The sequence below is a fragment of the Corynebacterium limaceinasi genome, from assembly GCF_046717465.1.
GTDB lineage: Bacteria > Actinomycetota > Actinomycetes > Mycobacteriales > Mycobacteriaceae > Corynebacterium.
Genome location: NZ_CP177100.1, coordinates 917,160 through 943,111, shown reverse-complemented (window position 1 = coordinate 943,111; position 25,952 = coordinate 917,160). Strand labels below are relative to the sequence as shown.

21 protein-coding genes, 1 tRNA gene and 2 pseudogenes are annotated in these 25,952 nt (G+C 56.8%); 9 read left to right on the top strand and 15 right to left on the bottom strand.

The window, feature by feature from the left end; all coding sequences use genetic code 11:
- Positions 1–202 precede the first annotated feature (202 nt).
- Positions 203–928: a DUF3558 domain-containing protein gene (locus ACLI1Q_RS04700; protein WP_239267974.1), complete on the bottom strand. Its 726-nt coding sequence runs from the start codon at positions 926–928 to the stop codon at positions 203–205.
- A gap of 369 nt (positions 929–1,297) precedes the next feature.
- A complete protein-coding gene (locus ACLI1Q_RS04695; RefSeq protein WP_255716968.1) occupies positions 1,298–2,044 on the bottom strand; it encodes a Bax inhibitor-1/YccA family membrane protein in 747 nt (248 codons plus the stop codon).
- A 297-nt stretch (positions 2,045–2,341) separates the two neighbouring features.
- On the opposite strand from ACLI1Q_RS04695, the gene istA reads away from it, so the two are divergent.
- Together istA and ACLI1Q_RS04685 are read left to right on the top strand one after the other, a co-directional pair.
- On the top strand, positions 2,342–3,976 hold the full coding sequence (gene istA, locus ACLI1Q_RS04690) for an IS21 family transposase (RefSeq protein WP_239270169.1): 1,635 nt from the start codon (positions 2,342–2,344) through the stop codon (positions 3,974–3,976).
- A gap of 2 nt (positions 3,977–3,978) precedes the next feature.
- Complete coding sequence (locus ACLI1Q_RS04685) at positions 3,979–4,173, top strand: hypothetical protein (RefSeq protein WP_284849815.1); 195 nt, start codon at positions 3,979–3,981, stop codon at positions 4,171–4,173.
- On the opposite strand, the pseudogene ACLI1Q_RS04680 reads toward ACLI1Q_RS04685, so the two are convergent.
- Positions 4,170–5,387: pseudogene (locus ACLI1Q_RS04680) on the bottom strand (IS3 family transposase). The gene ACLI1Q_RS04685 and the pseudogene ACLI1Q_RS04680 sit on opposite strands and share 4 nt — an antisense overlap.
- A 69-nt stretch (positions 5,388–5,456) precedes the next feature.
- Here ACLI1Q_RS04680 and ACLI1Q_RS04675 point away from each other — a divergent pair.
- Positions 5,457–6,104 (top strand): annotated as a pseudogene (locus ACLI1Q_RS04675) (ATP-binding protein); the annotation flags it as partial.
- A gap of 742 nt (positions 6,105–6,846) precedes the next feature.
- On the opposite strand, the gene ACLI1Q_RS04670 reads toward ACLI1Q_RS04675, so the two are convergent.
- The 7 genes from ACLI1Q_RS04670 to ACLI1Q_RS04640 all read right to left on the bottom strand — a co-directional run bounded on the left by ACLI1Q_RS04670 (position 6,847) and on the right by ACLI1Q_RS04640 (position 12,044).
- Positions 6,847–6,920, bottom strand: a tRNA-Leu gene (locus ACLI1Q_RS04670).
- 40 nt (positions 6,921–6,960) lie between these two features.
- The gene (locus tag ACLI1Q_RS04665; protein ID WP_005280018.1) at positions 6,961–7,926 is read right to left on the bottom strand and encodes a Ppx/GppA phosphatase family protein; all 966 of its coding nucleotides are present in this window, start codon (positions 7,924–7,926) and stop codon (positions 6,961–6,963) included.
- Between the two features lie 9 nt (positions 7,927–7,935).
- On the bottom strand, positions 7,936–8,484 hold the full coding sequence (locus ACLI1Q_RS04660) for a DUF501 domain-containing protein (RefSeq protein WP_023026136.1): 549 nt from the start codon (positions 8,482–8,484) through the stop codon (positions 7,936–7,938).
- Between the two features lie 8 nt (positions 8,485–8,492).
- The gene (locus ACLI1Q_RS04655; protein ID WP_239270114.1) at positions 8,493–9,053 is read right to left on the bottom strand and encodes a septum formation initiator family protein; all 561 of its coding nucleotides are present in this window, start codon (positions 9,051–9,053) and stop codon (positions 8,493–8,495) included.
- Between the two features lie 178 nt (positions 9,054–9,231).
- Entirely contained in the window at positions 9,232–10,509 is a 1,278-nt protein-coding gene (gene eno, locus ACLI1Q_RS04650; RefSeq protein WP_023026132.1) for a phosphopyruvate hydratase, read from the bottom strand.
- A 92-nt stretch (positions 10,510–10,601) separates the two neighbouring features.
- The gene (locus tag ACLI1Q_RS04645; RefSeq protein WP_239270115.1) at positions 10,602–11,363 is read right to left on the bottom strand and encodes a lytic transglycosylase domain-containing protein; all 762 of its coding nucleotides are present in this window, start codon (positions 11,361–11,363) and stop codon (positions 10,602–10,604) included.
- Positions 11,364–11,453: 90 nt separating this feature from the next.
- Positions 11,454–12,044, bottom strand: a complete 591-nt coding sequence (locus ACLI1Q_RS04640; protein ID WP_239270116.1) for a MazG nucleotide pyrophosphohydrolase domain-containing protein — start codon at positions 12,042–12,044, stop codon at positions 11,454–11,456.
- Between the two features lie 69 nt (positions 12,045–12,113).
- On the opposite strand from ACLI1Q_RS04640, the gene ACLI1Q_RS04635 reads away from it, so the two are divergent.
- The 3 genes from ACLI1Q_RS04635 (at position 12,114) to nadC (ending at position 15,677) form a co-directional block, all read left to right on the top strand.
- Positions 12,114–13,589, top strand: coding sequence for an amino acid permease (locus ACLI1Q_RS04635; protein WP_239270117.1), 1,476 nt, complete (start codon positions 12,114–12,116; stop codon positions 13,587–13,589).
- A 129-nt stretch (positions 13,590–13,718) separates the two neighbouring features.
- Positions 13,719–14,741 (top strand): quinolinate synthase NadA, encoded by a 1,023-nt coding sequence (gene nadA / locus ACLI1Q_RS04630; protein WP_370657804.1) that lies wholly within the window; start codon positions 13,719–13,721, stop codon positions 14,739–14,741.
- The gene (nadC, locus tag ACLI1Q_RS04625; protein WP_411697112.1) at positions 14,742–15,677 is read left to right on the top strand and encodes a carboxylating nicotinate-nucleotide diphosphorylase; all 936 of its coding nucleotides are present in this window, start codon (positions 14,742–14,744) and stop codon (positions 15,675–15,677) included. It begins immediately after the preceding gene.
- A 41-nt stretch (positions 15,678–15,718) separates the two neighbouring features.
- Here the strand turns inward: nadC and mfd are convergent, their stop codons facing one another.
- Positions 15,719–19,360 carry a transcription-repair coupling factor gene (gene mfd, locus ACLI1Q_RS04620; RefSeq protein ID WP_239270119.1) on the bottom strand — a complete coding sequence of 1,214 codons (3,642 nt, stop codon included), beginning with the start codon at positions 19,358–19,360 and terminating at the stop codon, positions 15,719–15,721.
- Positions 19,361–19,978, bottom strand: coding sequence for a TetR/AcrR family transcriptional regulator (locus ACLI1Q_RS04615; protein ID WP_005282075.1), 618 nt, complete (start codon positions 19,976–19,978; stop codon positions 19,361–19,363).
- 610 nt (positions 19,979–20,588) lie between these two features.
- On the opposite strand from ACLI1Q_RS04615, the gene ACLI1Q_RS04610 reads away from it, so the two are divergent.
- Entirely contained in the window at positions 20,589–21,014 is a 426-nt protein-coding gene (locus tag ACLI1Q_RS04610) for a hypothetical protein (RefSeq protein ID WP_239275864.1), read from the top strand.
- A gap of 452 nt (positions 21,015–21,466) precedes the next feature.
- Here the strand turns inward: ACLI1Q_RS04610 and ACLI1Q_RS04605 are convergent, their stop codons facing one another.
- Together ACLI1Q_RS04605 and ACLI1Q_RS04600 are read right to left on the bottom strand one after the other, a co-directional pair.
- On the bottom strand, positions 21,467–22,252 hold the full coding sequence (locus tag ACLI1Q_RS04605; protein WP_239269133.1) for a DUF4300 family protein: 786 nt from the start codon (positions 22,250–22,252) through the stop codon (positions 21,467–21,469).
- Positions 22,253–22,619: 367 nt separating this feature from the next.
- Positions 22,620–23,528 carry an NAD(P)/FAD-dependent oxidoreductase gene (locus ACLI1Q_RS04600; protein ID WP_239269134.1) on the bottom strand — a complete coding sequence of 303 codons (909 nt, stop codon included), beginning with the start codon at positions 23,526–23,528 and terminating at the stop codon, positions 22,620–22,622.
- Positions 23,529–24,267: 739 nt separating this feature from the next.
- Between ACLI1Q_RS04600 and ACLI1Q_RS04595 the strand changes: the two genes are divergently transcribed.
- Both ACLI1Q_RS04595 and ACLI1Q_RS04590 read left to right on the top strand, forming a co-directional pair.
- Positions 24,268–24,894 carry an Ltp family lipoprotein gene (locus ACLI1Q_RS04595; RefSeq protein ID WP_239269135.1) on the top strand — a complete coding sequence of 209 codons (627 nt, stop codon included), beginning with the start codon at positions 24,268–24,270 and terminating at the stop codon, positions 24,892–24,894.
- 119 nt (positions 24,895–25,013) lie between these two features.
- A complete protein-coding gene (locus ACLI1Q_RS04590; protein WP_239269136.1) occupies positions 25,014–25,163 on the top strand; it encodes a hypothetical protein in 150 nt (49 codons plus the stop codon).
- A gap of 38 nt (positions 25,164–25,201) precedes the next feature.
- Here ACLI1Q_RS04590 and ACLI1Q_RS04585 read toward each other — a convergent pair whose 3' ends face one another.
- Positions 25,202–25,918, bottom strand: coding sequence for a trimeric intracellular cation channel family protein (locus tag ACLI1Q_RS04585; protein ID WP_239269137.1), 717 nt, complete (start codon positions 25,916–25,918; stop codon positions 25,202–25,204).
- Between the last annotated feature and the right edge of the window lie 34 nt (positions 25,919–25,952).

The window sequence follows — 25,952 nt, the reverse complement described above, 5'->3', positions numbered from 1 at the left end:
TAGCCGACCCCGGGTCGGTGGTAAGTGTCCTTTCGTGCACACCCCCTACGTGATCAATTCCCGACACATTCGAAAAGCCCGAATTAAGAGGGCTATTTACTCGGTCCTTTAGTGACTGAGCTCGACGGTATAGATCAGATATTATGCTGGTATTTCGTTGTAGATTTTTGACACTAACAAGCATGTTTCCCCCAAAACACGACTATTGTTTGAGATTAGTAATGAGTTCAGCAACCAATTGACATCTCTTCATTGCACTTGACTGTGGTGTGACATCATTTATGCCGACGGTAATCGTTCCTCGGCTGGTAGAAAGATATCCATTACACTGGGAATCTTTAAAAAGCTCAGAGTTAAATAGGTGAATACCTTCGATATCTGCTGTTTCATCTTTTTGTCGAAGATCTTCATTTAACTCTAGCCCATCAATAGCAGTTGAATCGCTAGCTGCAGAGACTAGAATGCTTTCAGAAAAATTCCTCCCATTCGATGCAAAATTGCAAAAATAGTGCCCCGGCTCTTTTCGATAATCGAGTATTCGTGGTTCTAAACCAATTTCCTCCAGCCTGTCCGGCGGAATTTCCGTACATGGATCGAATAGCTCGAAATCTGGATCAGCAGGATCAAATTCTCCCGGTGGCGGTAGTGCCCCGGAATCCTCATCTCCCGTGGCGCCGGTCTCCCCCCGAAGACCGGCGCCGGCCCTCGAATGCTCGCCTTCGGGGTGTTCCGAATCCCCCGGATTGTCTTCCACATCATCCCCCTGGCTCCCGTTGGCATTACCCGCGCCATCGACCGAACTAGTGCCATCAGTTTCTGCCGTCATCGCGGCATCTTCTGATGCGCTCTTCGAGCCGACTTCCGCAGCGCAGCCACTCAGCGTGACCGAGCTGACTACCAGCGCTGCTACGGTTGCCTGACGTTTCACAACAATCCTTCGGTTACTCCTTTTAGACGAGCTGGAACGAGAAGAAAATAGAGGAGAGAACTCTCTACCTTCCGGTTTCCCGTTCCCGCCACATAGCATGCATGAATCGTGCAAGAATTTCTCGTTGAGAGCGCAAATTAGTCAATATTTAACTATCTCATTATCCTCATTCGCCACATTTAAATCTTTTCAAATGGTGAAATTAACTGCTCATTGACTGTCTTTGACCTGAAAGCCCGCTCCTACCCGCTTAAAACCTAAAGAACGGCTTAATACCCCCTGAATTACCCCAATAATTACACGCCCGTAAGCCAAAGGAAAACACAAAAATGGCCCGCACCGAAGTGCGGGCCGAAAGCGTAGAGAGGCTTAGTTGCGCTGAACGTAGCTCAACAGGCGAAGGATTTCGGTGTAGAGCCAGACCAAGGTCACGGCCAAGCCAAGGGCTACGCCCCATGCCTGCTTGGCAGGAGCGCCGGCACGGATAAGGCGGTCTGCTTGGTCAAAGTCGGTCAGGAAGGACAGAGCAGCCAAGACAATGCAGACCAAGGAGAAGATGATGGCGAGGGGGCCACCATCGCGCAGCGGGTTGAAGTCGAAGAAGATGGCGCCCAAGAAGTTAGCGAGAGCCATTACCGCGACACCTGCAATGAGGCCGACCAAAATCTTAGTGAACTTTGGAGTGACCTTTACTGCACCGGTCTTGTAGACAATGAGCATGCCGATGAACACGCCGATGGTGCCAACGATTGCCTGGCCGATCAGCGCCATGCCATTAGAACCACCGATGGTGCTGTTAGCGAAGACGAAGGAGAATCCACCAACGAAAAGGCCTTCGAATACCGCATAGATGAGGGTCGCAGCCGGGGAACCCCACTTACGACCAAAGGAGGCCACCAGTACGGTGATGAATCCGCCGATGCCGCCGACCAGCATAAGCATCATCGCGGTGCCTGGGTTCATGGTGCCTAGGTAGAAGTTGATAGCAGCGGCCACGATAATAACGCCGAGGGTGATGCCCGTCTTGGTGACGACGTCATCCACGGTCATGGGGCGAGGGGCTTCGCTCGCGTAGCCGGGGTTCTGCTGCTGGTTAGTTTCAGTCAGCGAGGTCATAACCGGATTGCTTGAACGCACGGTTGTCCTTTCTCAGTGATGTACGAATCATCTTTCTCATGGAGATCAACGTCATCACGCCCCACAAAGTTCCTCATTTAGAATAATTTGTTCAAGATTCCAAGAAATTTATTACTGAACAGGTCTCTCCTGACGCGCGACGCTATTTAGTACCGGTAGGGCGGTATCGAGTACCGACCGGTGCGGATATCGGGTACCGGGGGTAGTTTTTAGGCACTCTTTAGTGGACGGCCCACGCAGTGTGTACGCGTGGGTCGTGTTCACGTGGAAGGAGTGATGGTGGTGACGGATTACCGTGCCATCATGTTTGCCTTGGTTGCCGGGAATCGTTCCTGGAACCAGATTCGAGCCGATTTAGGGGTCTCGAAGTCGACGATTGATAAGGCCAGTCGCGTTGTAAGGGACCATCGACTCGATGCTCGTGGGATTGCTGGATTGTCGAATGCCCAGTTAGAGGAGCTATTTCCGGATAACCGGCGTCGCAACGATGCGGAGTTCCTCGCACCGGATTTCAAAAAGGTTGCTGAGCGGATGGTCTCTGGCAAGCGCGTGACGTTGAAAGTCGCGCACGCCAAGTACCTGGAGTTCCCTGTTGGTACTGGTCAGCGTCATTATTCGTATCGACAGTACTGTTCGCTGTTTGAGCATTATGTCGATGTTCATCAGCTGTCAGCGCCACTGAATCACGATCCCGGTGACGAGCTCATGGTGGACTGGTCGGGCGATGGAATGGTCGTTGTGGATCCTGTCTCAGGCCAGCGGGTTACCGCGCACTTGTTTGTAGCTTCATTGCCGCACTCAGGGATGATGCATGTATCGGCGTGGCCGGATCAAAAAATGCGGTCGTGGCTTTTAGCCCACCGTGCGGCTTTGGAGTATTTCGGTGGTTGTCCGCTGCGGTTGATCCCGGATAACGCGCTCACAGCCACGCAACAGATTTCCTGTGGGCTGCGGGGGCGTATCCCGGTTGCGGAGTATTCTACATTTGCCGATTTCTATCAGATAGGTATTACTGCGGCGAAAGGCTACCGGCCGCGGTATAAGGCGAATGTTGAAAAGGCCGTGGATATTGCCCAGCAATGGTGCGTGGAATACCTCGACGACCAGGAGTTCTACAGTTTCGACATGCTCAATAAGGCCCTCGAGGACCAAAGCGATTTCATCAACGATCGCCGTCCCTTCCGCGGGCAGGATATCTCTCGTCGCCAGTTGTTTGAAGACCATGAGCAACAGCTGCTGCGCCCATTGCCCGACCGGCGGTGGTCGTGGTCGCGGTGGAAGAAGTCCAAGGTCGCAATGAACTACCACATCCGGATCGCCAATCACTGGTATTCAGTGCCGTGGAAGCTAGCGGGCAAGTTCGTCGACGTGCAACTTTTTGATGACTATCTGGATGTCTTCTACGACGGTGAGATTGTTGCTTCACATCGTATTGCCCCTGCTAATTATGGCTACTCCACCTTGGATGAGCATGTCCCCGACAACCATAAGGACTTAAACACCCAGTGGAACCGGCAACGCTTGGAAGACTGGGCGAAAAGTATTGGGACCGCGACAGCACAGCTCATCGGCCAGATGTTTAACGCTCGTAAAGTCGAAGCCCAAGCATATTCTAGCGTTCTGGGCGTACTGAACCTATCGAAGGATTACTCCCGAATCGAACTCGAACAAGCCTGTGGTCAGCTGTTATCGCGCAAAGCAGTCCCCAGCGTCAACAAAGTAGCCCAAGAGCTCAAGGATCTAAAACAGGCCGCAGCACAGGCGTATTTGCCCACCGATGTACCACTGTCGACGGCCATCGACACTACGCGTGCGCACCGCCAACAGCCCACGGCGGACACGCCGGACTCTGTGTCGCATGTACGCGGGGCCGGGGCGTTTGCCTTCACTGATAAAGAATGGAAGGTATAGCCATGGCTCTTACCGATGAAGACTTCGAACTGCTCGGTTCTCTTCGCGGGATGCGTGTGTTTGCCACGACGCTGCAGGAGATCGTCAACGATCCCAGTCGTGACTTGGACTCCTTTGAAGACAAGATCAAAGAAGCTCTCGATGCTCTGGGGTTGCCCGCAAATCGTGGACACGTAGTAGAGCTACCTAGCGGTTAGGCAGCGATTTTTTCTTCGTTTCTGGTTTGGGTGATGTGATTTTCGAAATCGACAGGGCGGACCATCCCAAGGGCGGAGTGCCGGCGCCGACGGTTGTAGACTACTTCAATCCAGTAAGCCACAGCCTGACGCGCAGTATCGCGGGTTGCCCAGCGTTTCCGGTCGTAGAACTCGGTCTTAAGCGTCGACCAGAACGACTCGGCCATCGCGTTATCGAAACACACCCCAGTGCGCCCTACCGACTGAGCAACCCCTAGGTTGCGGCACACGTCCCAGAGCTGCTCGCTGGTAAATTGTGTTCCCCGGTCAGCGTGAAACACCAGCCCCTCAGGAACATCACTACGCAGTGTATGTGCCATCCGCAGCGCTCGTTCGACCAGGTATGTATCTTGCACGCTATCCATAGCCCAGCCCAGTACCCTGCGGGAATGACCGTCGCGAACTGCGCATAAGTACAACCAGCCCTCGCCGGTGCGCAGGTAGGTAATGTCCGACATCCATACTCGATTGAGCTCGCCGGTATCAAACATGCGCTTTACCAGGTCAGGAAGAGCAGATTTACGCTTAGATTGAATCGTTGTCACCGGCACAAAAGCACGCGGTGAAATCCCTTCAATGCCCATCAGACGCATCCGCTTGGCCACAGTCTTGCGATTCACACTGATCTGGTAGCGCTCACCTAGCTCTGCGGTGATCCGCGGAGCACCATAGACCTCATCGGAGTCTTTCCAAATCTGATGAATCTTGCGATCAACATCATCGTAAAATGATGCACGATCATCCTTACCGGTTAAGCGTTGCTGCTGTATATGGGTCCATTTGTAGTATCCAGACCGAGATACCTTCAACAAGCGTGCCATGCGCTTGATGCTGTAGTTAGCCTTCTCCTGCTGCATTAATTCGAACTTTTCTCTTCGCGTTGCTTTGCGGCGAAGAAGGCTGTCGCTTTTGACAAAAACTCATTATCCATCTTGGCTTCTGCCAGCTCACGACGCAGACGAGCATTCTCCGCACGAAGATCAGCCTCGCTTAATCCATCGGAAGATCCTTAGGCGTTGACGCTCATTTTTTACCCATCGGCCTAAAAGACCAGGTGCGACACCAATTTCTTTCGCTACATGAGCAATTGGGCGCTGCGATTCGATTACCAGGTTCGCGGCTTCGCGTCGATACTCAGGTGTGTATTTCTGGCGTTGTTGACTCACAATGAACATCCTCTCTTACGGACACAAGATCCGCACTAATCGGGTGTCCACTAAACGAGGGTAACCTCAGCTCAGGTAGCTGCACGTGATTCGAAAGTAATCGAAAAACTCGTCAAAGCCGCCAAGCTACCCAACGCGCTTGCGGCTTTGGAACGCTTTGAAGCACACAGCAACCGAGGGATCACTCCAGACCGTATTGAGCGGTTAGCTACCTGCGACTGGATTACCTACGGCAGAGATCTAACCATCGTGGGAGCTACCGGCACCGGCAAAAGCTTCCTCGCCCAAGGCCTAGCCGTGGCTGCGTGCCGGCATAAACTAACCGCACGCTACTTTAGACTCGCCGACTTAGCCGACGAGTTCGACGCCACAGCCGACGCTGCCTATGAGCGCAAAGCCCTCCTTGAGGAACTGACAAAGCCGGCTGTGTTGGTCATCGACGACTTCCTGGCCACGGACGTATCTGCCTTCGCCTTAGCCCAGGTATTCAACCTCCTGGTCAAGCGGGAGCATTCCTCAACCGTCATCGTCAGCCAGCACGAGCCGGAATACTGGTACAGCGTCTTTAGTGAAAACGCGATCGCCGACGCTGTCCTATCCCGACTTGCAAACAACGGCAGCAAACTCACCCTCATCGGTGAAGACATGCGCACCCGTGACGACTTCCAAGAAGAAAGGGGAACACTTAGCAAACAGCTCAAGCAACGTCAACGGTCCAAACGATAAGCGGGGGTAAAACCGGCTACCGGGCGGCTACCGCCACCCCGGTACCTGGTACCGCCTTACCGGTCCCTAAAACAAGCCCGCGTCACTCTCCTGTGACGTGTCCCGAATCTTGTTGCTAGGAACTTACTCTCATGTCGGGTGAGCCGCCGGAAAAGTCCTCGGCGTAGGACCAACAGATTGCAAAAGAGCATCTGCCTACGAGGCAGATCACCATGGTGATCTGCTCTGTTAGGGCGCTACCGCCCCTCATTCCTACTGCTCTTTTCTCGATCCTTCGCCGCCCATCATGCTCGGTCTGGTGCACCGAGGATTTACTATCCGTAGCTTCGATATAAGCTTAGAAGAGGCATCTTCTTCATGAGCTGATCCTCAAGTGCCTAGACAGTCATACTTCGGCCGAGAGTTAAGGAACACCTTGCGATTTACACTCATTTCCACTGCCACAGCAATCATCATGACGCTGGCGGGAGCTAGCGCATTTTTCATCCCTGCATTCATCGCAGTCGGAATTGCCATCGACGGCAACAACCGGAAAAACCGTACAGCCTAAAATTATTGACGCAGGTCCAGACAAGGAGCTGTGGACCGGCTGGGATTGGGCTGCACGCGTCTTTGACTCGCAGATTAGGTGCGAGAAAGGCATGCGAACAGGCTGGGCTCTCCCAGCCAGTTAAAACGCTAGGCCCAGCCATACTAAAAGTCTCGAGACACCATAGGAACGATGTCTCGAGACTTCAGAGCGTGCCCCCAGTGGGACTCGAACCCACACTGAATCGATTTTAAGTCGACTGCCTCTGCCGATTGGGCTATGGGGGCGGGCGCAAGGAATAGTGTAGGACACTATTCCTAAAAAGAGTTAATGAGGGGTCGATTCACTAACCAGACCAGCAATGATGCCGTCCAGGATGTCTTTTTCACTGATGAAGAAGCTGCGTGCATCGCTAGTGCGCTCGATGAGCTGCATGATTCCTTCAACTGCTACTGCCCCACCGCCGATGACATCGGCGCGGCCAGGGTGAATGACGGGATTCAGGGCGCGTTCCTCCGAAGGGATGCTGACGAGTTGCTTGAGCAGCACTCGCAGGGCATCAAAACGTAGCTCCGAGCCGTGGATCGCATCGGGGTCATAGCGCTCTAGGCCCTGGGCCAGGGCGGATAGCGTGGTAAACGTGCCCGCACAGCCCACAATGGTGCGCGCCTTGGACATGGGGACGATCTTTTCCACCTCGCCCATGCGCTCTGCCACGTATTCGGAGGCAATCTCGATTTCTGATTCCGTGGGCGGGTCGGTGCGCATGATGCGCTCTGTCAGGCGCACGCAGCCCATGTACGCAGAGTGCGAACCTAGAATCTCTTCATCTGCGGTGCCCACGACGAATTCGGTGGACCCGCCACCCAAGTCAATGACGCAGAAGGGACCGCGGTCCGGCTCCATATCGGCGACCGCGCCGTTGAAGGACAGGAGTGCTTCTTCTTCGCCGGATATAACCTCCGCCTTTGCGCCGGATTGGATCTGCCCCAAAAGCTCGGCGGTCATATCGAAAAATTCCTGCTGGTTCTTCGCATCGCGGGTGGCACTGGTTGCCACCATGCGCACGCGGGTAACCTTCTCGAACTTCATCTGGCGCACATAGCCCTCCAAGGCCACGCGGGCGCGCTCTAAGGCATCGGGCGCGATTTCACCCGTTGCATCCACGCCTTGGCCCAGACGAATGATTTCCATGGTGCGGGTGATATCGCGCACCTTGCCGTCTTCATCGATTTCAGAGATTAAAAGGCGAATGGAATTGGTACCGCAGTCAATGGCTGCCACGCGAGTCATGTCGTACTCCTATTCAGCGTTGGAAAAATCGAACTCCGCCAAGTCAATGCCCAGCTCTTCCACCGTGGGCCAATCCTGCGGAATCGCCGTACCGCGTAGCTTACCGTGGTCGGCCGCCATTGCCACGGCCTCGGTGCCGAGGCGGAAGTGCTGGGGGCCTTCGGCAAGCGCATAGGCGATGAGCACGTGCAGGCACTTCACCCGCTCGGGCATGCCGCCGCCAGAAAAATCTGTGCCCAAGTCCTCAATCTCATTGCGCTTGGCCAAGAAATGCTCATGGGCCTGGTGGTAGTCGGCAGCAAGCTCCTTATCCTCGGCCAGGCGGGACTCCATCCACTTCATCACGTGGGCGACCTCCAACCGGGAGGCTTCCGCGGTCAGGCGGGGATCGGTGAGGTAATACAGTGTGGGAAACGGGGTGCCATCCGGCAACTTGGGAGAAGTTTTAATCACGGCCGGTTGGCCATCCGGTGTGCGGAACGATACCTCCAGCACGCCGCGTGGGGTGCGGCCCAATTGCTCGGAAACGATGGCTAAATCTGCATCAGTGACGGTCATGCGAACAATTATCGCACATCGTCACTCTCCTCAGGCGCTGGCTCAATTGGCAGGTGCTGCGACTCGCCCGCTGGGGCCTCTTCTTCCGGCGGCTGCGCCACCGAATCCCACAACACCTCAAACCACGGGCGCGAATCTTCCTGCGACTGACCATCGGTAGTGACCTGGTCATCGGGCTGAATATTAGGATCGAGGATGCGGTACGCGGTCTCACCCTGCTCTACCACGCCGAAGCGCCGCCGGGCTTCCTGCTTGATAAAGTCCTCTGATTTATATTTATCGATCTCTTCTAATAGAGCATCTTTTTCATCCTGCTTCGCCGCAATCGATTCATTCAGCCGAGCGATTTCGGAGCGGCCGTGGTAGTAATTGCGCAGCGGCACCGCGATGATGACGAGCACCACCAACACAAAAACAACGATGACGGTCATGCCAACGATGCTCATGCGATCGGGCTTGCGGTTCTTCTTTTCCTGCGCCCGCTGGGATTTGCGGATATCCGCAGCACGCGAGGCCACCGGAACCCTAGTGCGGCTCCGGCGGCGCTCCGTCTTCTTCTCACGTGCCATAGGGTTACTATCCTAGCGCCGCCACACCAGTAACACAGGCGTGGCACGCGCGGAATTTCATCAACTTTCTCAGGCGCTCGAGATGCTCAGAACGAGCAAGCCCCCACCGCACCTTTTCGGGGCACATCGGGGGCTAAATTCCTAGCGGCGTCTAGCTTCTAGACTAGACCGCTAGGCCTTAAGCGTTGAAACGCGGGAAGGCGGAGCGGCCGGCGTAGACGGCGGCATCGCCAAGCTCCTGCTCAATGCGCAGCAGCTGGTTGTACTTAGCCACGCGCTCGGAGCGGGCCGGGGCACCGGTCTTGATCTGGCCGCAGTTGAGGGCGACGGCCAAGTCCGCAATGGTGGTGTCCTCGGTCTCGCCGGAGCGGTGGGACATCATGGTGCGGTAGCCATTGCGGTGTGCAAGCTCTACGGCATCGAAGGTCTCGGTCAAGGTACCAATCTGGTTGACCTTTACCAGCAGCGCGTTGGCCGCCTTCTTATCGATGCCCTCCTGCAGGCGAGCCGGGTTGGTGACGAAGAAGTCATCGCCGACGATCTGGACCTTATCGCCAATAGCGGCGGTCAGGGTGGTGTAGCCTTCCCAGTCGTCTTCCTGCAGTGGGTCCTCGATGGACACGATGGGGTACTCGTTGATGAGCTCCTCGTAGACCTTGGACATCTCCTCGGCGGTGTGCTCGCCGCCTTCGAAGTGGTACTTGCCGTCCTCGTAGAACTCGGAGGAAGCGACGTCGAGGGCCAAGGCGACGTCCTTGCCCGGCTCGAAGCCGGCCTTCTTAATGGCCTCAACGATGACGTCGAGCGCAGCGCGGGTGGAATCGACGGAAGGAGCAAAGCCGCCCTCATCGCCCAAGCCGGTGGACAGGCCCTTGTCCTTCAGGACGGCCTTCAGGGAGTGGTACACGCCAGCACCGATGCTGAGGGCCTCGGTGAAGGTCTCCGCACCGATGGGGGCAATCATGAATTCCTGCACATCCACGCCGGAGTCAGCGTGGGAACCGCCGTTCAGGATGTTCATCATGGGAACGGGAAGAACGTGAGCGTTCGGGCCGCCAATGTAGCGGTAGAGCGGCAGCGCGGCGGACTCGGCGGCAGCCTTAGCGGTAGCGATGGACACACCGAGAATGGCATTGGCGCCAAGGCGGGACTTGTTATCCGTGCCGTCCAGCTTGATGAGCGCCTGGTCAATGAGGCGCTGGTCATCAGCCTCGAGGCCAGCGATTTCATCGCCGATTTCCTCGTTGATATTCTCTACGGCCTTCTGCACGCCCTTGCCTAGGTAGCGGTCGCCGCCGTCGCGCAGCTCGTGTGCCTCGTGCACACCGGTAGATGCGCCGGAGGGAACGCCGGCAACGCCGTGGGCGCCGTCGTCCAAGAAGACCTCGGCCTCTACGGTCGGGTTACCGCGGGAATCCAAGATTTCGCGTCCAAATGCGTGGATGATACCAGCCATGCTGTAACTCACTCCTTATAGATGATGTTCGTCGCTGAGCCAGTTAGTTCAGTTACATGCCCAATTGTTCCAGAAAACCGCCACGCGTGAGGCTAGCGAGCCGGTTGCGGGACCGAGTAGGCATTGGCCGCATGGGCTACCTTGTCCAGATATTCCCTGGACTGGTTGTAATTTAAGATGGCCTCTTCCCACTGATCCGGGTCATTGAGATCCCTATCACCAAAGCACAAGAGGTTCGCCGCGCCCAGGGCGGCATCGTCAATCTGGTTCGGGTCGGCCTTGCCATCGCCATTGGCGTCGCCGCCGGCGGACTCCCACGAGGTAGGGATGAACTGCAAGGGACCCACCGCGCGGTCAAATTCCGTATCCCCGTCGATTTCGCCGTTATCGGTATCCGGGGTGTGCGCGGTGTTATTCGAGCCATCCAGGGTGATGCCGACGATCGGCGGCTGCGGGTAGCCGTTGTCATCCAGCTTGGAGGACTTAAACCAGTTGCCGTTATAGGTACCGTGCCGAGTCTCTACAAAGCCCAAGCCTGCCAGGGTATTCCACCGCAAATTGCAGCCCGGGTGCTGCTGCCGGGCGATAAGTTCGGCGTTGCCATAGGCGCGCAGCGCCTGCGGCGGGATATCGGTAGCTTCCGCCAGATCCGATGCCCAGTGGGTGAGCTTATCGGCCGTGCGGCCCGGCGCGTTGACATCGATATTGGCCACCTCTTTTCCACCTACGGGCGGGGTGGCGTCTGGGACCGAAGAATCATCGGTGGAATTGGATACAATTAGCCCCATTACCAGCGCAATGATGATTACTACGGCTAGCCCGCAGCCCCCGATTGTTCGCAGCAGCCTGTTCATGAGTAGCCATCCTACTAAGTGAAATTCACCCCGCCGGATAACTACACGCGCCCGCCGCGCGTAAAAGTCCCTGCGACTTTCACCCCACTTTTACTCCCGCGATTTCCCCTCCGCCCAGAGGCGGTTTTGTTCTTCTACGCCCACTATTTCCGCCGTGCCATCAAAGAGATACGGCGCGCGGGAGCGCATCTTGCGCACGAAACTTGTGGCGACATCGTCAAGCGAGAAGGTAGAAATCTCGGCGTGAAAAAGCACCTGCAGGAAAACATCCCCAAGCTCTTTGAGCAATTCCTCCTCGGGTGCGTGCTGGCGCACGGCTGCTGCAAATTCCCCCGCCTCCTCTTCTAGGTACGGCAGGAGCGATTCATGGGTCTGCTCGCGCTCCCATTCGCCGATACGGCGGGCCGTTGCCATAGCGCTGCGCGCTTGCATCACGGCATCGTCAAGCGACTCGGCCCTAATGACCTGTTCCCCGGTGGCAATGCGCGCCTGGGTTTCCGGATCGTGTTCATCGGTGGTGACCAAGGTGCCGGTGGCATCATCGCCACTTAAGAGATCCGAGAAGTTCCACCGCACTGATACCGGTACTTCCCCGGTGAACTGAACGGGGCCATATAACTTGCCATAGGCGCGCATGGGGATCATGGTGGGCCAGCGTTCATCGAGCAACAGGACTGTCATAGCTACAAAGTCTATCCCGTGTGTTTTCTCAAGTTCCCTTTAACGGGGCAGGCGCGGTACTTTAGGCCAATGACCTCCAGCCAAAATAAGTCCCACTCGGTGTCATTGTGGACGCTTGTCGCGCTGATTATCGGATCCACCGTCGGCGCGGGCATATTTTCGCTACCCCAAAATATTTCCTCCGTGGCAGGCCCAGGTGCCATGCTCATCGGTTGGTTGGTGGCGGGTATCGGCATGCTGTCCGTTGCCTTCGTCTTCCAGATTTTGGCGTACCGAAAACCCCACCTTGATTCCGGCGTCTATTCTTATGTGCGCGCTGGCCTGGGTGATTTCATCGGCTTTACCTCAGGCTGGGGCTACTGGCTGGGCTCGGTGATGGCGCAGGTGGGTTATGCCACGCTGTTTTTCAATACGATTGGGCATTACCTGCCGCTTTTCGATGCCGACCACCAGTGGGCGTCCGCCATCGCCGTCTCCCTTCTATCGTGGGGAATCTTCGCCGTTTTGGCCCGCGGGGTGCAGCAGGCCGCATTCATGAACCTGGTGACGACGATTGCCAAGATCGTGCCCATCCTGGCCTTCATCGTCTTGGTCGCGTTCATCGGCTTTAGCTGGGATAAATTCACCCTGGATTTCTGGGGGCGAAATTCCAATGCCAGCGTCTTTGAGCAGGTCCAAGGCATCATGCTCTTTACTGTCTGGGTCTTTATCGGCGTAGAGGGCGCCTCCGTCTATTCCAAGCAGGCCGCTAAGCGCACGGATGTCGGCCGTGCTACCGTCATTGGCTTCTTCTCCGTGCTGGCGCTCTTAGTCTCCGTATCCACCTTGAGCTTTGGCGTGATGACCAAAGAGGAGCTGGCCGCGCTGCCGGATAACTCCATGGCTTCGGTGCTTACGGAGGTCGTCGGCCCTTGGGGCGGCGCGCTGATTTCCATCGGCCTGTGCCTCTCGGTCCTCGGTGCCTACGTTTCCTGGCAAATGCTGTGCGCTGAGCCCATCGTCATGATGGCCATCGATGGCCTCATTCCCCGCCGCATCGGCACCATCAATGTGGCCGGCGCCCCGTGGGTGGCGCAACTGATTTCCACCTCCGCAATCCAGATCTTCATCGTCGTCTTCTACGTCAATGAGGCGTCCTATGCCGCGATGGTGCAACTGGCCACCATCATGTACCTGCTACCCTATATCTTTTCCTCGCTGTATCTGCTACTGCTAGCGATACGTGGAAAGGGCGTTACCCACCCACACGCCGGAACGCGATTCGACCTGTCTGGGCCAGATATTCCCAAACGCGAAAACCGGCGCCACTTTGGCATCGCGCTAGTGGCCTTCGTGTACTCGTTGTGGCTAATTTACGCCGCCGACCCGGTTTATATTCTCTTCGGCGCCCTCGCCGTCGTGCCGGGACTTATCCCATATGTGCTCACCCGCCTCTCGCGCCGCGAGAAGCTTTTTAATGGATTTGAGTGGTCAATCGTCATCGTTGTGCTGGTTGCCGCTATCATCGCCGCGGTCGGCCTCACCCAAGGATCACTGGAACTCTAGTCTCCCTGCCCCACCAAAAAGGGCTACATCGGCGCGCTCGCCCGCCATCGCAAGTGGTCTTGGACACAGACAGTTTAGTACGGTAATTACACCCCACTAATTCTTGTGAATATCACTTTTGGAGCACTTGTGACTCAAACCAATGCGAGCGTTATGCCCTCTGCCACTCCTGCTGGTTCAGACCCCGCGGTAGACAAGGCCTGGGCGGAGCGGATTAAAGAGTTGGCGGAACAGCGCAATGCGGTGATCCTGGCGCATAATTACCAGATCCCGGAGATCCAGGACGTTGCCCACCACACCGGCGATTCCCTGGCGCTGTCCCGCAAGGCGGCAGAAACCGATGCAGATATCATCGTCTTTTGCGGCGTGCACTTCATGGCGGAATCCGCCAAAATCCTTTCGCCAAATAAGAAGGTCCTCATCCCCGATGAGCGCGCCGGGTGTTCCCTGGCAGATTCCATCACCGCAGATGAGCTGCGCGCATGGAAGGCCGAGCACCCCGATGCCCTAGTGGTCAGCTACGTCAACACCACCGCCGAGGTCAAGGCGCTGACCGATGTCTGCTGTACGTCCTCCAATGCCGTCGACGTGGTCAATTCGCTGCCGGCGGATAAAGAAATCCTCTTCTGCCCCGACCAGTTTTTGGGCGCCTACGTCAAGCGCGAGACCGGCCGGGAAAATATCCGCATTTGGGCCGGTGAGTGCCACGTGCACGCCGGCATTAGCGCCCAGCAGCTAGCCCAACAAACCCAAGATAACCCGGACGCGGACCTGTACATCCACCCGGAGTGCGGCTGCTCCAATTCCGCTTTGTACCTGGCCAACGAGGGCTTGGTGCCGCAAGAGCGCGTGCACATGCTCTCTACCGGGCAGATGATCACCCAGTCCCAGAAGCAGCCGCAGAACAAGGTGCTCGTTGCTACCGAGACCGGCATGCTGCACCAGCTGCGCCAGGCCGCGCCGGATATCGATTTCCAGGCCGTCAATGACCACGCCGAGTGCAAGTACATGAAGATGATCACCCCAGACGCCTTGGAGCGCTGCCTGGTGGAAGAAACCGATGAGGTCACGGTGCCAGAAGATATCGCGAATGCGGCGCGCAAGTCCCTCGAGGCCATGATTTCCATTGGCAATCCCGGCGGGGGCGAGTAAATGGACAACCTGCGCCTGCCGGATTGCTCCGCGCTCATTGCCACGGCCTTGGATGAGGATTTCGCTTACGGGCCCGATTACACCTCGCTTGCCACGGTGCCGGGTGAGAATCGTTGCACGGCGGAGTTCACCGCGCGCGAGGCCGGCGCCATCGCAGGCTTGGGCCTTATCGAGCAGGCCCTTGACGCGACCGCCCAGCGCTTGAGCCAGTGGGGCGTGGATACAGGCGCCGCGCTTGCCGATGCCCCGACCTCCACCATCACCCTCCACTCCACCGACGGCGACAGCGTTACCCCAGGCCAGGTCATCGCCACGGTGCAGGCCCCTACCCTCTTGGTGCTGGCAGCTGAGCGCACCATGCTCAATATGGTCTCGCACGCAAGCGCCATCGCGACGCAGACCCGGTGTTGGGTCGATGCCATCGCGACAACGGCGGAGGAAACGGGGACTCCGGATAGCATTAAGCAGGCCCAGGTGCGCGATACCCGCAAAACCCTGCCTGGCCTGCGGGCGCTGCAGAAATACGCCGTGCGCGCCGGCGGCGGGGCAAACCACCGCATGGGCTTGGGCGATGCCGCCATGATTAAGGACAATCACGTACTCGCCGTGGGCGGCAGCGTGGCCACGGCCCTGCGCCGCGTGCGCGAGCATGCCCCGGATATCCCCTGCGAGGTCGAGGTCGATACCTTGGACCAGCTCGAGGAGGTCCTCCCGTTGCACCCGGATATGGTGCTGCTGGATAACTTCGCGCTTGCCGATGTCCACACCGCCGTCCACCGCCGCCAAGCGCTCAGCCCAACCACGGCGCTAGAAGCCTCCGGCGGGTTGCAGCTTGAAAACGCCGGCGAGTACGGCACCTCGGGCGTGGACTATATCGCCGTCGGCGCCCTCACCCACTCGGTTCGCGTGCTGGATATCGGCTTGGACTTCTCCTAAGCGCCGAGGGGCTACGCGCCCTTCGGCTTCTCGCCCATCGGCTACTCGCCTACGCTGATGACCGACCCGGCGCCGGCTTCCTCGCCGGAGACGTTGATGGGTTGGACATCAAAAAGCGCGCTTAAGAAGTCCGCTGCCCACTGGATAAGCTCCTCATCGCGCAGCTTGGGCGAGGTGACATTGCGCCCGGCCTTGGGGAAGGGCACGTTGATGGCCTTGGCCGCAGCGCGGAAGCTCGACCCCGGGTAGAGGCGCTTCAAACGGACCTGCTTGGAATCCGGCAGCTCCACCGGGTGGAATTTCACGCGGGTGCCCTGCACGGTAATGTCTGCCACCCCGGCGCGGCGGGCTTGGTGGCGCAGTCGCGCCACGGCGAGCAAGCGCTCGACCTCCTTGGGCAAGGTACCGAAGCGGTCTTCCATTTCCTCCCGCGCCGCCGTGAGATCCTTGTTGTCCTGCGAGGCCGCGAGCTTGCGGTAGACCTCAAGGCGCAGGCGCTCGGAGTCGATATAAGACTCTGGGATGTGCGCATCCACGGGGAGATCGATGCGGATTTCCTTCGGGCCTTCGTCTGTTACCGCAGGTGCCTCGCCGCGGGCCAGGGACTTGAAGGCCTCGACGGCCTCGCCGACCAAGCGCACGTAGAGGTCGAAGCCCACACCTGCGATGTGGCCGGATTGCTGGGCACCCAGCACGTTGCCGGCACCGCGCATCTCAAGGTCCTTCATGGCCACGGCCATGCCGGCGCCCAGATCGTTGTTCTGGGCGATGGTGGCCAGGCGGTCATAGGAGGTCTCGGTCAGCGTGGCGCCCTTGGGGTACAGGAAGTAGGCATAACCGCGCTCACGGGAGCGGCCCACGCGCCCGCGCAACTGGTGCAGCTGCGACAAGCCCATGTGGTGGGCATTTTCCACGATTAGTGTATTGGCATTGGCGATATCCAGGCCGGTTTCCACGATGGTGGTACAGACCAAAACGTCATACTCACGGTCCCAGAATCCCTGGACGGTCTTTTCCAGCACGTCCTCATTCATCTGACCGTGGGCGACGACGATGCGCGCTTCTGGCACCAAGTCGCGCAGTTCGCGCGCCTTCTTTTCAATATCGGAGACCTTATTGTGGATAAAGAAGGTCTGGCCATCGCGCAACAGCTCGCGCCGAATGGCTGCCGCGACCTGCTTGTCCTCGTAGGCACCAACATAGGTCAGCACCGGGTGGCGATCTTCTGGCGGGGTGAGGATCGTCGACATTTCGCGGATGCCGGCCATGGACATCTCCAGCGTGCGGGGAATCGGCGTCGCGGACATGGTAAGCACGTCGACGCTGGCTTTGAGCGCCTTGATGTGTTCCTTGTGCTCCACGCCAAAGCGCTGCTCCTCATCGACGACGATAAGGCCCAAGTTCTTCCAGTGCACGCCGGTTTGCAGCAGGCGGTGCGTGCCGACGACGATGTCAATCGAGCCATCGGCAAGCCCCTTAAAGATCTCCGTGGCTTCCTTCTTGGAGGTAAAGCGCGAGAGCACCGCTATCTTGACGGGGAAACCGGCCATGCGCTCGCTAAAGGTATCGTAGTGCTGCTGTGCCAGCAGTGTGGTCGGCACCAGCACGGCGACCTGGGTGCCATCTTGGACCGCCTTGAAGGCGGCGCGAATGGCGACCTCGGTCTTGCCATAGCCCACATCGCCGACGACCACGCGGTCCATCGGCACTGTGGATTCCATGTCCTCTTTCACCGCGTCGATGGCCAACATCTGGTCTTCGGTTTCGACGAAGGGGAAATTATCCTCCATCTCCGCCTGCCAGGGGTTATCGGGCGCGAACTGGTGGCCCGGAGCGGCCTGGCGCTTGGCATAGAGATCCACCAATTCGCCAGCGATCTCGCGCACGGCGGCGCGCGCTTTTTTCTTGGTGTTCTTCCAATCCGAGCCGCCCATCTTGGATAGGTGGGGCGATTCGCCGCCGGTGTACTTGCTGAGCAAGTCCAGCGAATCCATCGGCACCCACAGCTGGTCCGCCGGCTGCCCGCGCTTGGAGGGCGCATATTCCAGCACGATGTATTCGCGCCGGCTGGTCTCATCGCCGGATTGGATGGTGCGCTCGGCCATCTTCAAAAACTTGCCGATGCCGTGCGTTTCATGCACCACAAAATCGCCCTGCTTGAGCGCCAGCGGATCCACCTTATTGCGGCGCTTGGCCGGCCGCCGCTTAGCGTCTGCAATATCGCCAACGCGGTTGCCGGTCAGGTCCGTTTCCGTGACCACGACGAGCGGCAGCGCCTCAGCGTCTTTGAGCTTGCGCACCTTGGGAAAGACCAAACCGGCATGGCTGAGCGCCTGATACAAGGTGACCTCGCCCGCGCTGGGTTCCCAACCGGGGGTGGCCACCTTGGTGCGAATGCCCTGCTCGGCAAAGCGCTCCACCATGCGCTTGATGGCGCCCTGGGCAGGCGCGATAAACGCCGCGCGCCCGCCGGCGTTGGTATGCGCGAGCAGCTGGGCCATCATGGCGTCGATTTCTTTGATATCTCCGCGCGGGGTGGGCCCGGGCTCGAACTCGAGCGGCAGGGTTTCTTCCTCTGGCCCGGCCAGCATACCCGGTGGGGAAAATGTCCACAGTGGCTGCCCGGCCTCGCGAATGGAGACCTCCAAAGACTCAAAGGAGCGGTAGCTCGAACCTTCAGTATCGAGCCCTTCCGTGGACAAGGGGCCATCCGCGCCCATGGCGGCGGCCTCCCACCCGGCGGCGAGGAATTCCGCGTCGGTCTTTTCCAGGTCCTCCACGCGGCGCCTGATCTTTTCCGGTGCCACCATCACCACGTGCGTGGCGGCGGGAAGGAACTCGGAGAGGGTGATCAGTGGGGCATCGGAAAGCACGGGCAACACCGCCTCCATGCCCTCTGCCGGAATATGCTCGCTGACCTTGGTGAGCAGCTCCACCAGCGCTGGGTTTCCGGTATGCGTCGACGCCAGTTTGGCCGCGCGCTGCGCCACCGCATCCGTAATCGGCAGCTCGCGGGCGGTAAAGATATCCACGCGGCCGACCTCGATTTCCGGGATGGTGCGCTGGTCAGCGACAGAGAACTGGCGGATATCGGTAACCTCATCGCCCCAAAACTCCACGCGCACCGGGTAATCCAAGGTGGTGGGAAAGACATCGATAATGCCACCGCGGGTGGCAAACTCACCGCGCTTAGCCACCATGTCCACGTGCTTATACGCCCTAAATTCCAGGCTGCGCACCACATCATCAAAGTTATATTCGTGGTCTTCTTCCAGATGCACCGGGGCGCGGCCCTCGATGTCCTGCAGGATGGGCTGGGAGAGCCCGCGCGCGGCCGTGACAATAATGCGCAGGTCATCAATGTTGTGCAGCACCTGCGCGCGCTTGCCGATGATATCCACGCCCGGGCTCAGCCGCTCGTGCGGCAGCGTCTCCCACGACGGGAACATCGCGACTTTATCGCCCATCATCGCGGTAAGCTCCGCGGTGAGATCCTCCGCCTCGCGGCTGGTGGCCGTGACCGCCAGCACCGGCGCGTGGTGGGCCAAGGTGCCAAGAGCCCAAGGGCGCGCCTGATCAATACCCGTAATGTGCAGGTCCTGGCCCACATTGGCCACAAGCCCCTTGAGCTTCGGGTCCGTGGCCGCGACCTTAAGCAGACCTGCCAGCATTGGCGTCGCCATTTACTTCCTGCCTCCTAGCTTGGGCTTAATTTCCATACCGGACAAACCATTCCAGCATAGATTGACTATATGCGTAGCGACGACTTCCTTATCCGGTTTATCCGGGCTGCGCTCATCCAACCACCACTGCGCTGTGGTAGAGACCATGCCAACGAGGGCCTGCCCATAAATATTGGCTAACTCCGGATTAATACCGCGGTGCTCAAAAGCTTCGCCCAAGATATAGGCCACCTGCCCCACCGCGGCATTCAGCAGCGTGGAAAAACTGCGTTCCTCGCCCGGCTTCGAATCGCGCACCAAGATGATGAAACCATCGGTTTCTTCCTCAACGTAATTCAGCAGCGCCATTACGGCCTGCTCGATGCGCTCGCGCCAGCTGCCTTCTTCTAAAGAATCCTTAATGACTTTTTCCAGCGCCAGCATCTCCCGATCCACGACCACCGCATACAGGCCTTCTTTGCCCCCAAAATGCTCGTAGACCACCGGCTTCGATACGCCGGCGCGGGACGCAATCTCTTCAACGCTGGTGCCTTCAAACCCCAATTCCGCGAAGGCGGCGCGCCCAATGGAAATCAATTGCTCGCGGCGCTCGCGTCCGGTCATTCTCTGTCGAACCATGCCTTCTACCATATCCTTTGCCCCACCCCTACCTAGTAATTTGTTATTTACCCGGGGGCGTCAGGTACGCTATAGCTACAGCAATCGCTGTGGTTCCCCATGGTGTAATCGGCAACACTGCGGTTTTTGGTACCGCCATTCTAGGTTCGAGTCCTGGTGGGGAAGCATTTTCGCAGCCCTCTCTAAAGGCATAAACGCCGGCGAGAGGGATTTTTTAGTTTTCTCTTTGCAGTGGCCTCAGAAAAACAGTCACCAAGAGAATCGCCCAAACGCGAAAATCTACTAATCTCAGGGCTCGCTGTCTTTAGCGATCACATTCATCGGCGGCAAATTAGTGCTCCTTCTTCCCTCTCCCTAGGACCAATAGATCAACCCGCGGAAAGAGGCCCTGCGCAGGCTCATCGATGCCATCCCTCCACGTATTTATCCCCCTGTAGATCCTCAAGATACGCAGAGATTGACCTCCCTAAGTTTTAGAGGAAAAGTAAAACACACCTGACTCATTCCTGTGTGTTCCGACACAAAAGCTGAATATTTTATAAATAAGCATTAGTATGTTTCCGGTGTAAACACCCACCTTTTGAAAACAAAATTCCATCAAGGAGGAATCATGCTGCGCAAAGCATCCGTCGGACTTACCACCCTGGCCATCGCCACCACCACCGCAGTGGCACCGGCACTCGCTGAAGACACCACTCCCGAAACCACTGCAGCCGAGACCACCGCAGCGGTAGAAACCACCACCGAGACCGCCCCAGAGCAGGATGACAACGGCTCCTCCAAGCTCAACAAGGAGAACATCCACGACAAGCTGGACGAGCTCTCCAGCAAGCACCAAGATAACAAGCAGGATCTCGGCGACAAGCACGAAGAGCACAAGGAAAACTTCCACGCCAAGCTCGACGAGCTCTCCAGCAAAACTGATGACTTCAACGAAAAGGCCGAAAAGTTCATCAAGAACATTGACTTCAGCAAAATTCAAGACGCACTGAAGGTCATTGAAAAGATCATCGAAATCTCCGCTAAACTCGCCTAACTCAAACGATCTCCACAATTCCACCAATGCTCTGGGTGTATTCCAAACACCTAGAGCATTTCTCTTTTCTCAAATTCACCGAGCTAGTCCCCTCCTAAAGGGCAGAACCCCTCCAAGATTAAGGGACACCGGTCATAAGAAACCGTCCAGTGCGCCACGTGCGCATTGGACGGTCTCACTGGGTTCCCAAAAGAACCAATTATTGAGCGCCCTGTATAGCCACAAAGCTAATACAGAAGCGGGATGGGACCTGACCCCCCGACGTGTCCACTGTCCGGGGGTCAGGCCCATCACCCACTGACGCCTGAATATGCAGCAACTGTTCGGAAAAGGCGGGAAAGTACTTCCCGCCGCGAGTATTCGAACTATTCCGCCGTGATTTAGCTACTAAACGTCACGTGTCTCTTAACGGGAAGCAGTTGATTACTGTCACACAGGGTTAAACTGCCCTTTTACTTCTTGGCGTAGCGCATTCCTTCTATCACGTCGTCATTGTCAAAGATAATGGGTTGGCCGTATTCCAGATCGGGGCCGTCATCGTATTTATGCATCAGGTAATCATTAAGCTGCTGCATATCCTTCACCGTCACCGCCTGATAAGGCATGTCGAAGGCAAGCTTCTCCAAGAATAGGTAGCCATCCTCATACGGCACGGCAACGCCGGTATGCCCGATGAAAAGCGTGGCCGGTTCTGTCAAGGTATCGTGCGAGAATACCGACACCACTCGGGCATCTGTATCCGCAAACTCGATGCCGCGGTCTTTAAAATAAGCCTTGATATCGGCAATGTGCTGTCCGGGATCTTGCTCCATGGTAGTTTCCACATTCCCATAGAAGGCCTCAAACTTGGCGCGCTCGGCTTCATCAAAGATTTGATCCGGCGCGTTGTCTAGGGACTGTTGGTCTAGGAACAACAAGGAGTCATTGGGGTTGTCCTGGTCATCAACGGAAAAGAGCGAATCCGCCAGGGTAAAGGTATTGATGCGGCAATTGGTACCCACATAATCCGCATGGTGGTCATTCCACGCCTTTGAAATGGCCTCCACATCGTATTCTGGGTCCTGCTTCCTGTACTCCGCGAAGCCTTCGGTCACCATGCTGTCCGTCGGTACAGCAGTGTTGTATTCGTCTACCAGCTCAAAAAAGCCATCGATGCTTTGTTGTGGCACTCCGGCACCGGCAAGCGCAGTGCGGGCCACCTCTTGCGATTGCTTATCGACGAGATTGCTAATAGTCATCCCCGCCAGTAGCTGCGCCGCATCGGCATCTGCGGTCGGAATCTCCGTGTGCTGTTCGCTCGCCGCCTTTGACTGTGCGCCGGCACTGGAGGTCGACGCAGAGTCGGAACTATTCGCAGCCTGATTCGTCTCCCCACTATCTGGATTCGAGCAAGCCGCTAACAATAAACACGCTGTCACGGTAGGGACAGCCAGGTAGGAAAAGCGCATCATCACATGCTAGCGAAAAATGGCCCACACAAGATAGCCCCCTCGAAAAATCGGGTAGCAAGGACTCCCAACGCATCTCGGTTCACCACTTGTTTGTTCTTTGAGGAGAAGCCACCACTATCCAATCTCCAGCATGAGCAACAAAAGTATAAATCCTTCAGCCGGAGATATCCTCATCAAACATCTTCTGATCCACCTTAATGGCAACGGCGGCTCCAGCGCCCATGGCTTGCGGCATTTGGTCTGGGGAGCTTATGACATTTCCTGCAGCCCAAATACCCTCCAGTGACGTCATCCCAGAGTCCGCTTTAACCCAACCGTGTTCTACAGCGCATCCGGCTTGCTTAAGTAGTGAGTCATTAGGAACAAATTCGGGACCGGTAAAACAAGCTTCGTATTCCTTCTTTTTCTGCCCAACGTCAAGTACTACGCCGCCATCAAAGCGTTCAGATTCTCTAACCCCTTGCACCGAATTAGGTTCAATTGTGATTCCTAGCGATTCCATAAGGCGTTTTTCATCCTGGGAAAGCTCCAGCCCATGTGGATAGAAAGTCACTCGATCCGTCCACTTAGTGAGCAGCTTCGTTATACGGAAAGTAAATGGAGGGTTCTTCCCACCAATAACGACCAGGTTCTTATTTTTGGCCTCATAACCATGGCAATAAGGACAGTGAAAGACCCGGTTGCCCCACAACTGTTCAAGGCCAGGGATGTCCGGCAATTTGTCAGTGATACCTGTAGCTACGATTACATGGCTCGAGTAAATGGCGTCGCCGCTTTCCAATTCGGTTTTCCACCTATGCGAGTGGTCCTCAGCAGGCATAAGCGACTTCGCAGTTTCAGGGATGACCTCTCCGCCGAACGATTGAAATTCTTGGCGGCCACTTTCCAGCATTTGAACAGGCGATGCAGATTCGAATCCTAAAACTCCGTGGGAATGCTCGCTAAACCTATTGCGTGGCTGATCTGAGTCCACTAACGCGACAGACCGATTCGCGCGAGCCAAGGTAATAGCCGCAGAAGTGCCCGCGAATCCGCCACCAATAATTACTACGTCCACTCTCATAGAAATCTTTTCCTTACCCTACTTTAAGCCAAGGAAAGTCAAGGCAATCTACAATTTTCGTACACATAGGCGATTTTCCTTGCTCGCCTGCATACTTATGTCCGAACCAGTTGATTTAGTTAAACCATTGCTACTTCACACTACAGCCAGATGCTGGGGGTGTGCATCGGCAATAATCACTCATTATCTCTCTTCCGAAAGACCAAAGCGTTGGACAACTCTCCTTACTCGTCTCCCTCCCTTGAAACTCCTGCGCCACTTCCATCAGCAAACGTGGAAAAGCCGCTTTTAAAGCGGTGGTTGGTTCTGGCTATTGTTTATTGGGGCCGCCCTCGTGGTGTTTGTGGCCTTTATTTTTTCCATGCTGAAAATAAGCGAAGCCCAAGACACTGAGGCCGCTTTAGACAAATGCCGCGAGGATGTAACCCGCCGTGCCAAGTACCCCGGTGGAGTCAGTTTTCCAGAAGATATTGATATCCAGTCGGCAGATTCAATAACTGAATCGCCACGTACATACCACGCCTTCGGCCACGTTGATTTTCCCAATGGATTTGGCACTCCAGTCCGAGAGTTCTATTCCTGCAACATTGTCGTTGATTTGGGAGATATTCAAGACAGTACCGTCCGTTGCCAAGGATCCGCTGCGCTAATCGCTCTCGACCACTGCTGCGCTTTTGCAGCCAATGTCGGAAAACTTTCCTCTTTCCCTCTCTCACTCACTTTGAAAGGAACCCACACCATGTCCTCTCCATCCCCCTATTCCGATAATTCTCAACCGGCTGGTCAACCAGCAGCTGGGCAGCCGGCTTCTGAGCAGCCCCAAAAGAAAAAGGGCGGCTGCCTCAAGTGGGGCGCAATCATCATCGGTGTCCTCATCATTATCGCCATCATCGCCAATATGGGCGGTAGCGACGATAAAACCAGCGAAAGCTCTACGGACCAGACCACCCAGCAAGGCACTGTAGAGGCCGCCCCGGAGGAAGAAGCCCAAGAAATAAACGCGGACGACGATGCTCGCGATGAGCACGACAATCAGCCAGAAGAACGAAGCGAAGACCAAGATGTCCCGCGCGAATTCAAGAATGCTTTGAAGAGTGCCAAGGTGTACTCAGATACCATGCACATGTCCAAGCAGGGATTGTACGACCAGCTCAGCAGCGAGTACGGCGAACAATTCAGCCCGGAAGCCGCCCAGTACGCCATTGATAATTTGGAAGCGGACTACCACGATAATGCTCTTCAAACGGCCCGCGATTACGAAGAAACGATGAGCATGTCACCCAATGCTATCTATGACCAACTCGTCAGCGAATACGGTGAAAAATTCACCGCAGAAGAAGCACAGTACGCAGTGGATAATCTGTAGTCGCACCCCACAGGGTACTAGCGCAACTCCGCCGAGGGACCTTGCTCTTGCTTGAGGGCGACGCTTATAGTCGCCCTCACTAGCATTGCGGCAATGTTGCACTCGAAAGGATTCCTGCCATGACCGATCCACACTCCACGTCTACCCCGGAACCTGGTGATGACGATTCCCAGAAGCCATTGCCCCTAACCAAGGATCCGTTCCTTAGGTGGAGCGTTCTTGTCCTTATTATCCTTGTCATCATCGCCATCGTCACCAACCTGCCTTAAAGTCGGCCACGGTACGGTCCTACGCGCCGTCTAAACCGCTAGCGTTTGCGCCGACCGCGGCGAAAGCCTTTTAGCTCCGCCTTCTTCGCAATCGCGGCCACCTGTGCCGCGGTGTAGTTCACTGGCGCGACTCCGGCGCGGGGCAGGACCCATCCCCGCCAGTAGGAAATGATGGCCATGCCACTGCCGATGATTGGGGAAACCACCATCCCCATGGCGAATTGGTCATTGGATGCAAAGGTCACCATGACGATGCCTGTGACGATAGAAGGCACCGCATAGAGGGGGCTGCCGCCAAAAATGGACGGGATTTGTCCAGAGGCGACATCGCGGACCATTCCCCCGCCGACGGCGGTTAAGACACCTAAAAACACGCACGGGATCATGGGCATACCCGCAGCCAGTGCCTTCACACAACCGGTGGTAGACCACATACCCAAAATGATGGCATCGCCGTGCTCGCGGAAAATCTCCCACGCCTTTCCCTTCAGCTCCATGAGGAAGGCGGTCAGCGCCCCGGCACAGGCAAGGCCCAAGTACCAAGGATCTGAAATAGCGGCGGCAGGGCCATCATCGATAAGCATGTCGCGGATCATGCCGCCAGCCAGGCCGGAAAATAAGGCGAGGAAGATAAATCCCACGATGTCGAATTCGCGGCGGCGAGCAATCGTGCCACCGATGATGCCGTTCAAGGCCACTCCGATCAGATCGAAGGCCTGGTACATCGTGTTGATGAGGGGATCCACGTCATGCATAACAACTACTGAACATAGCCGATCGCAGCGGTTT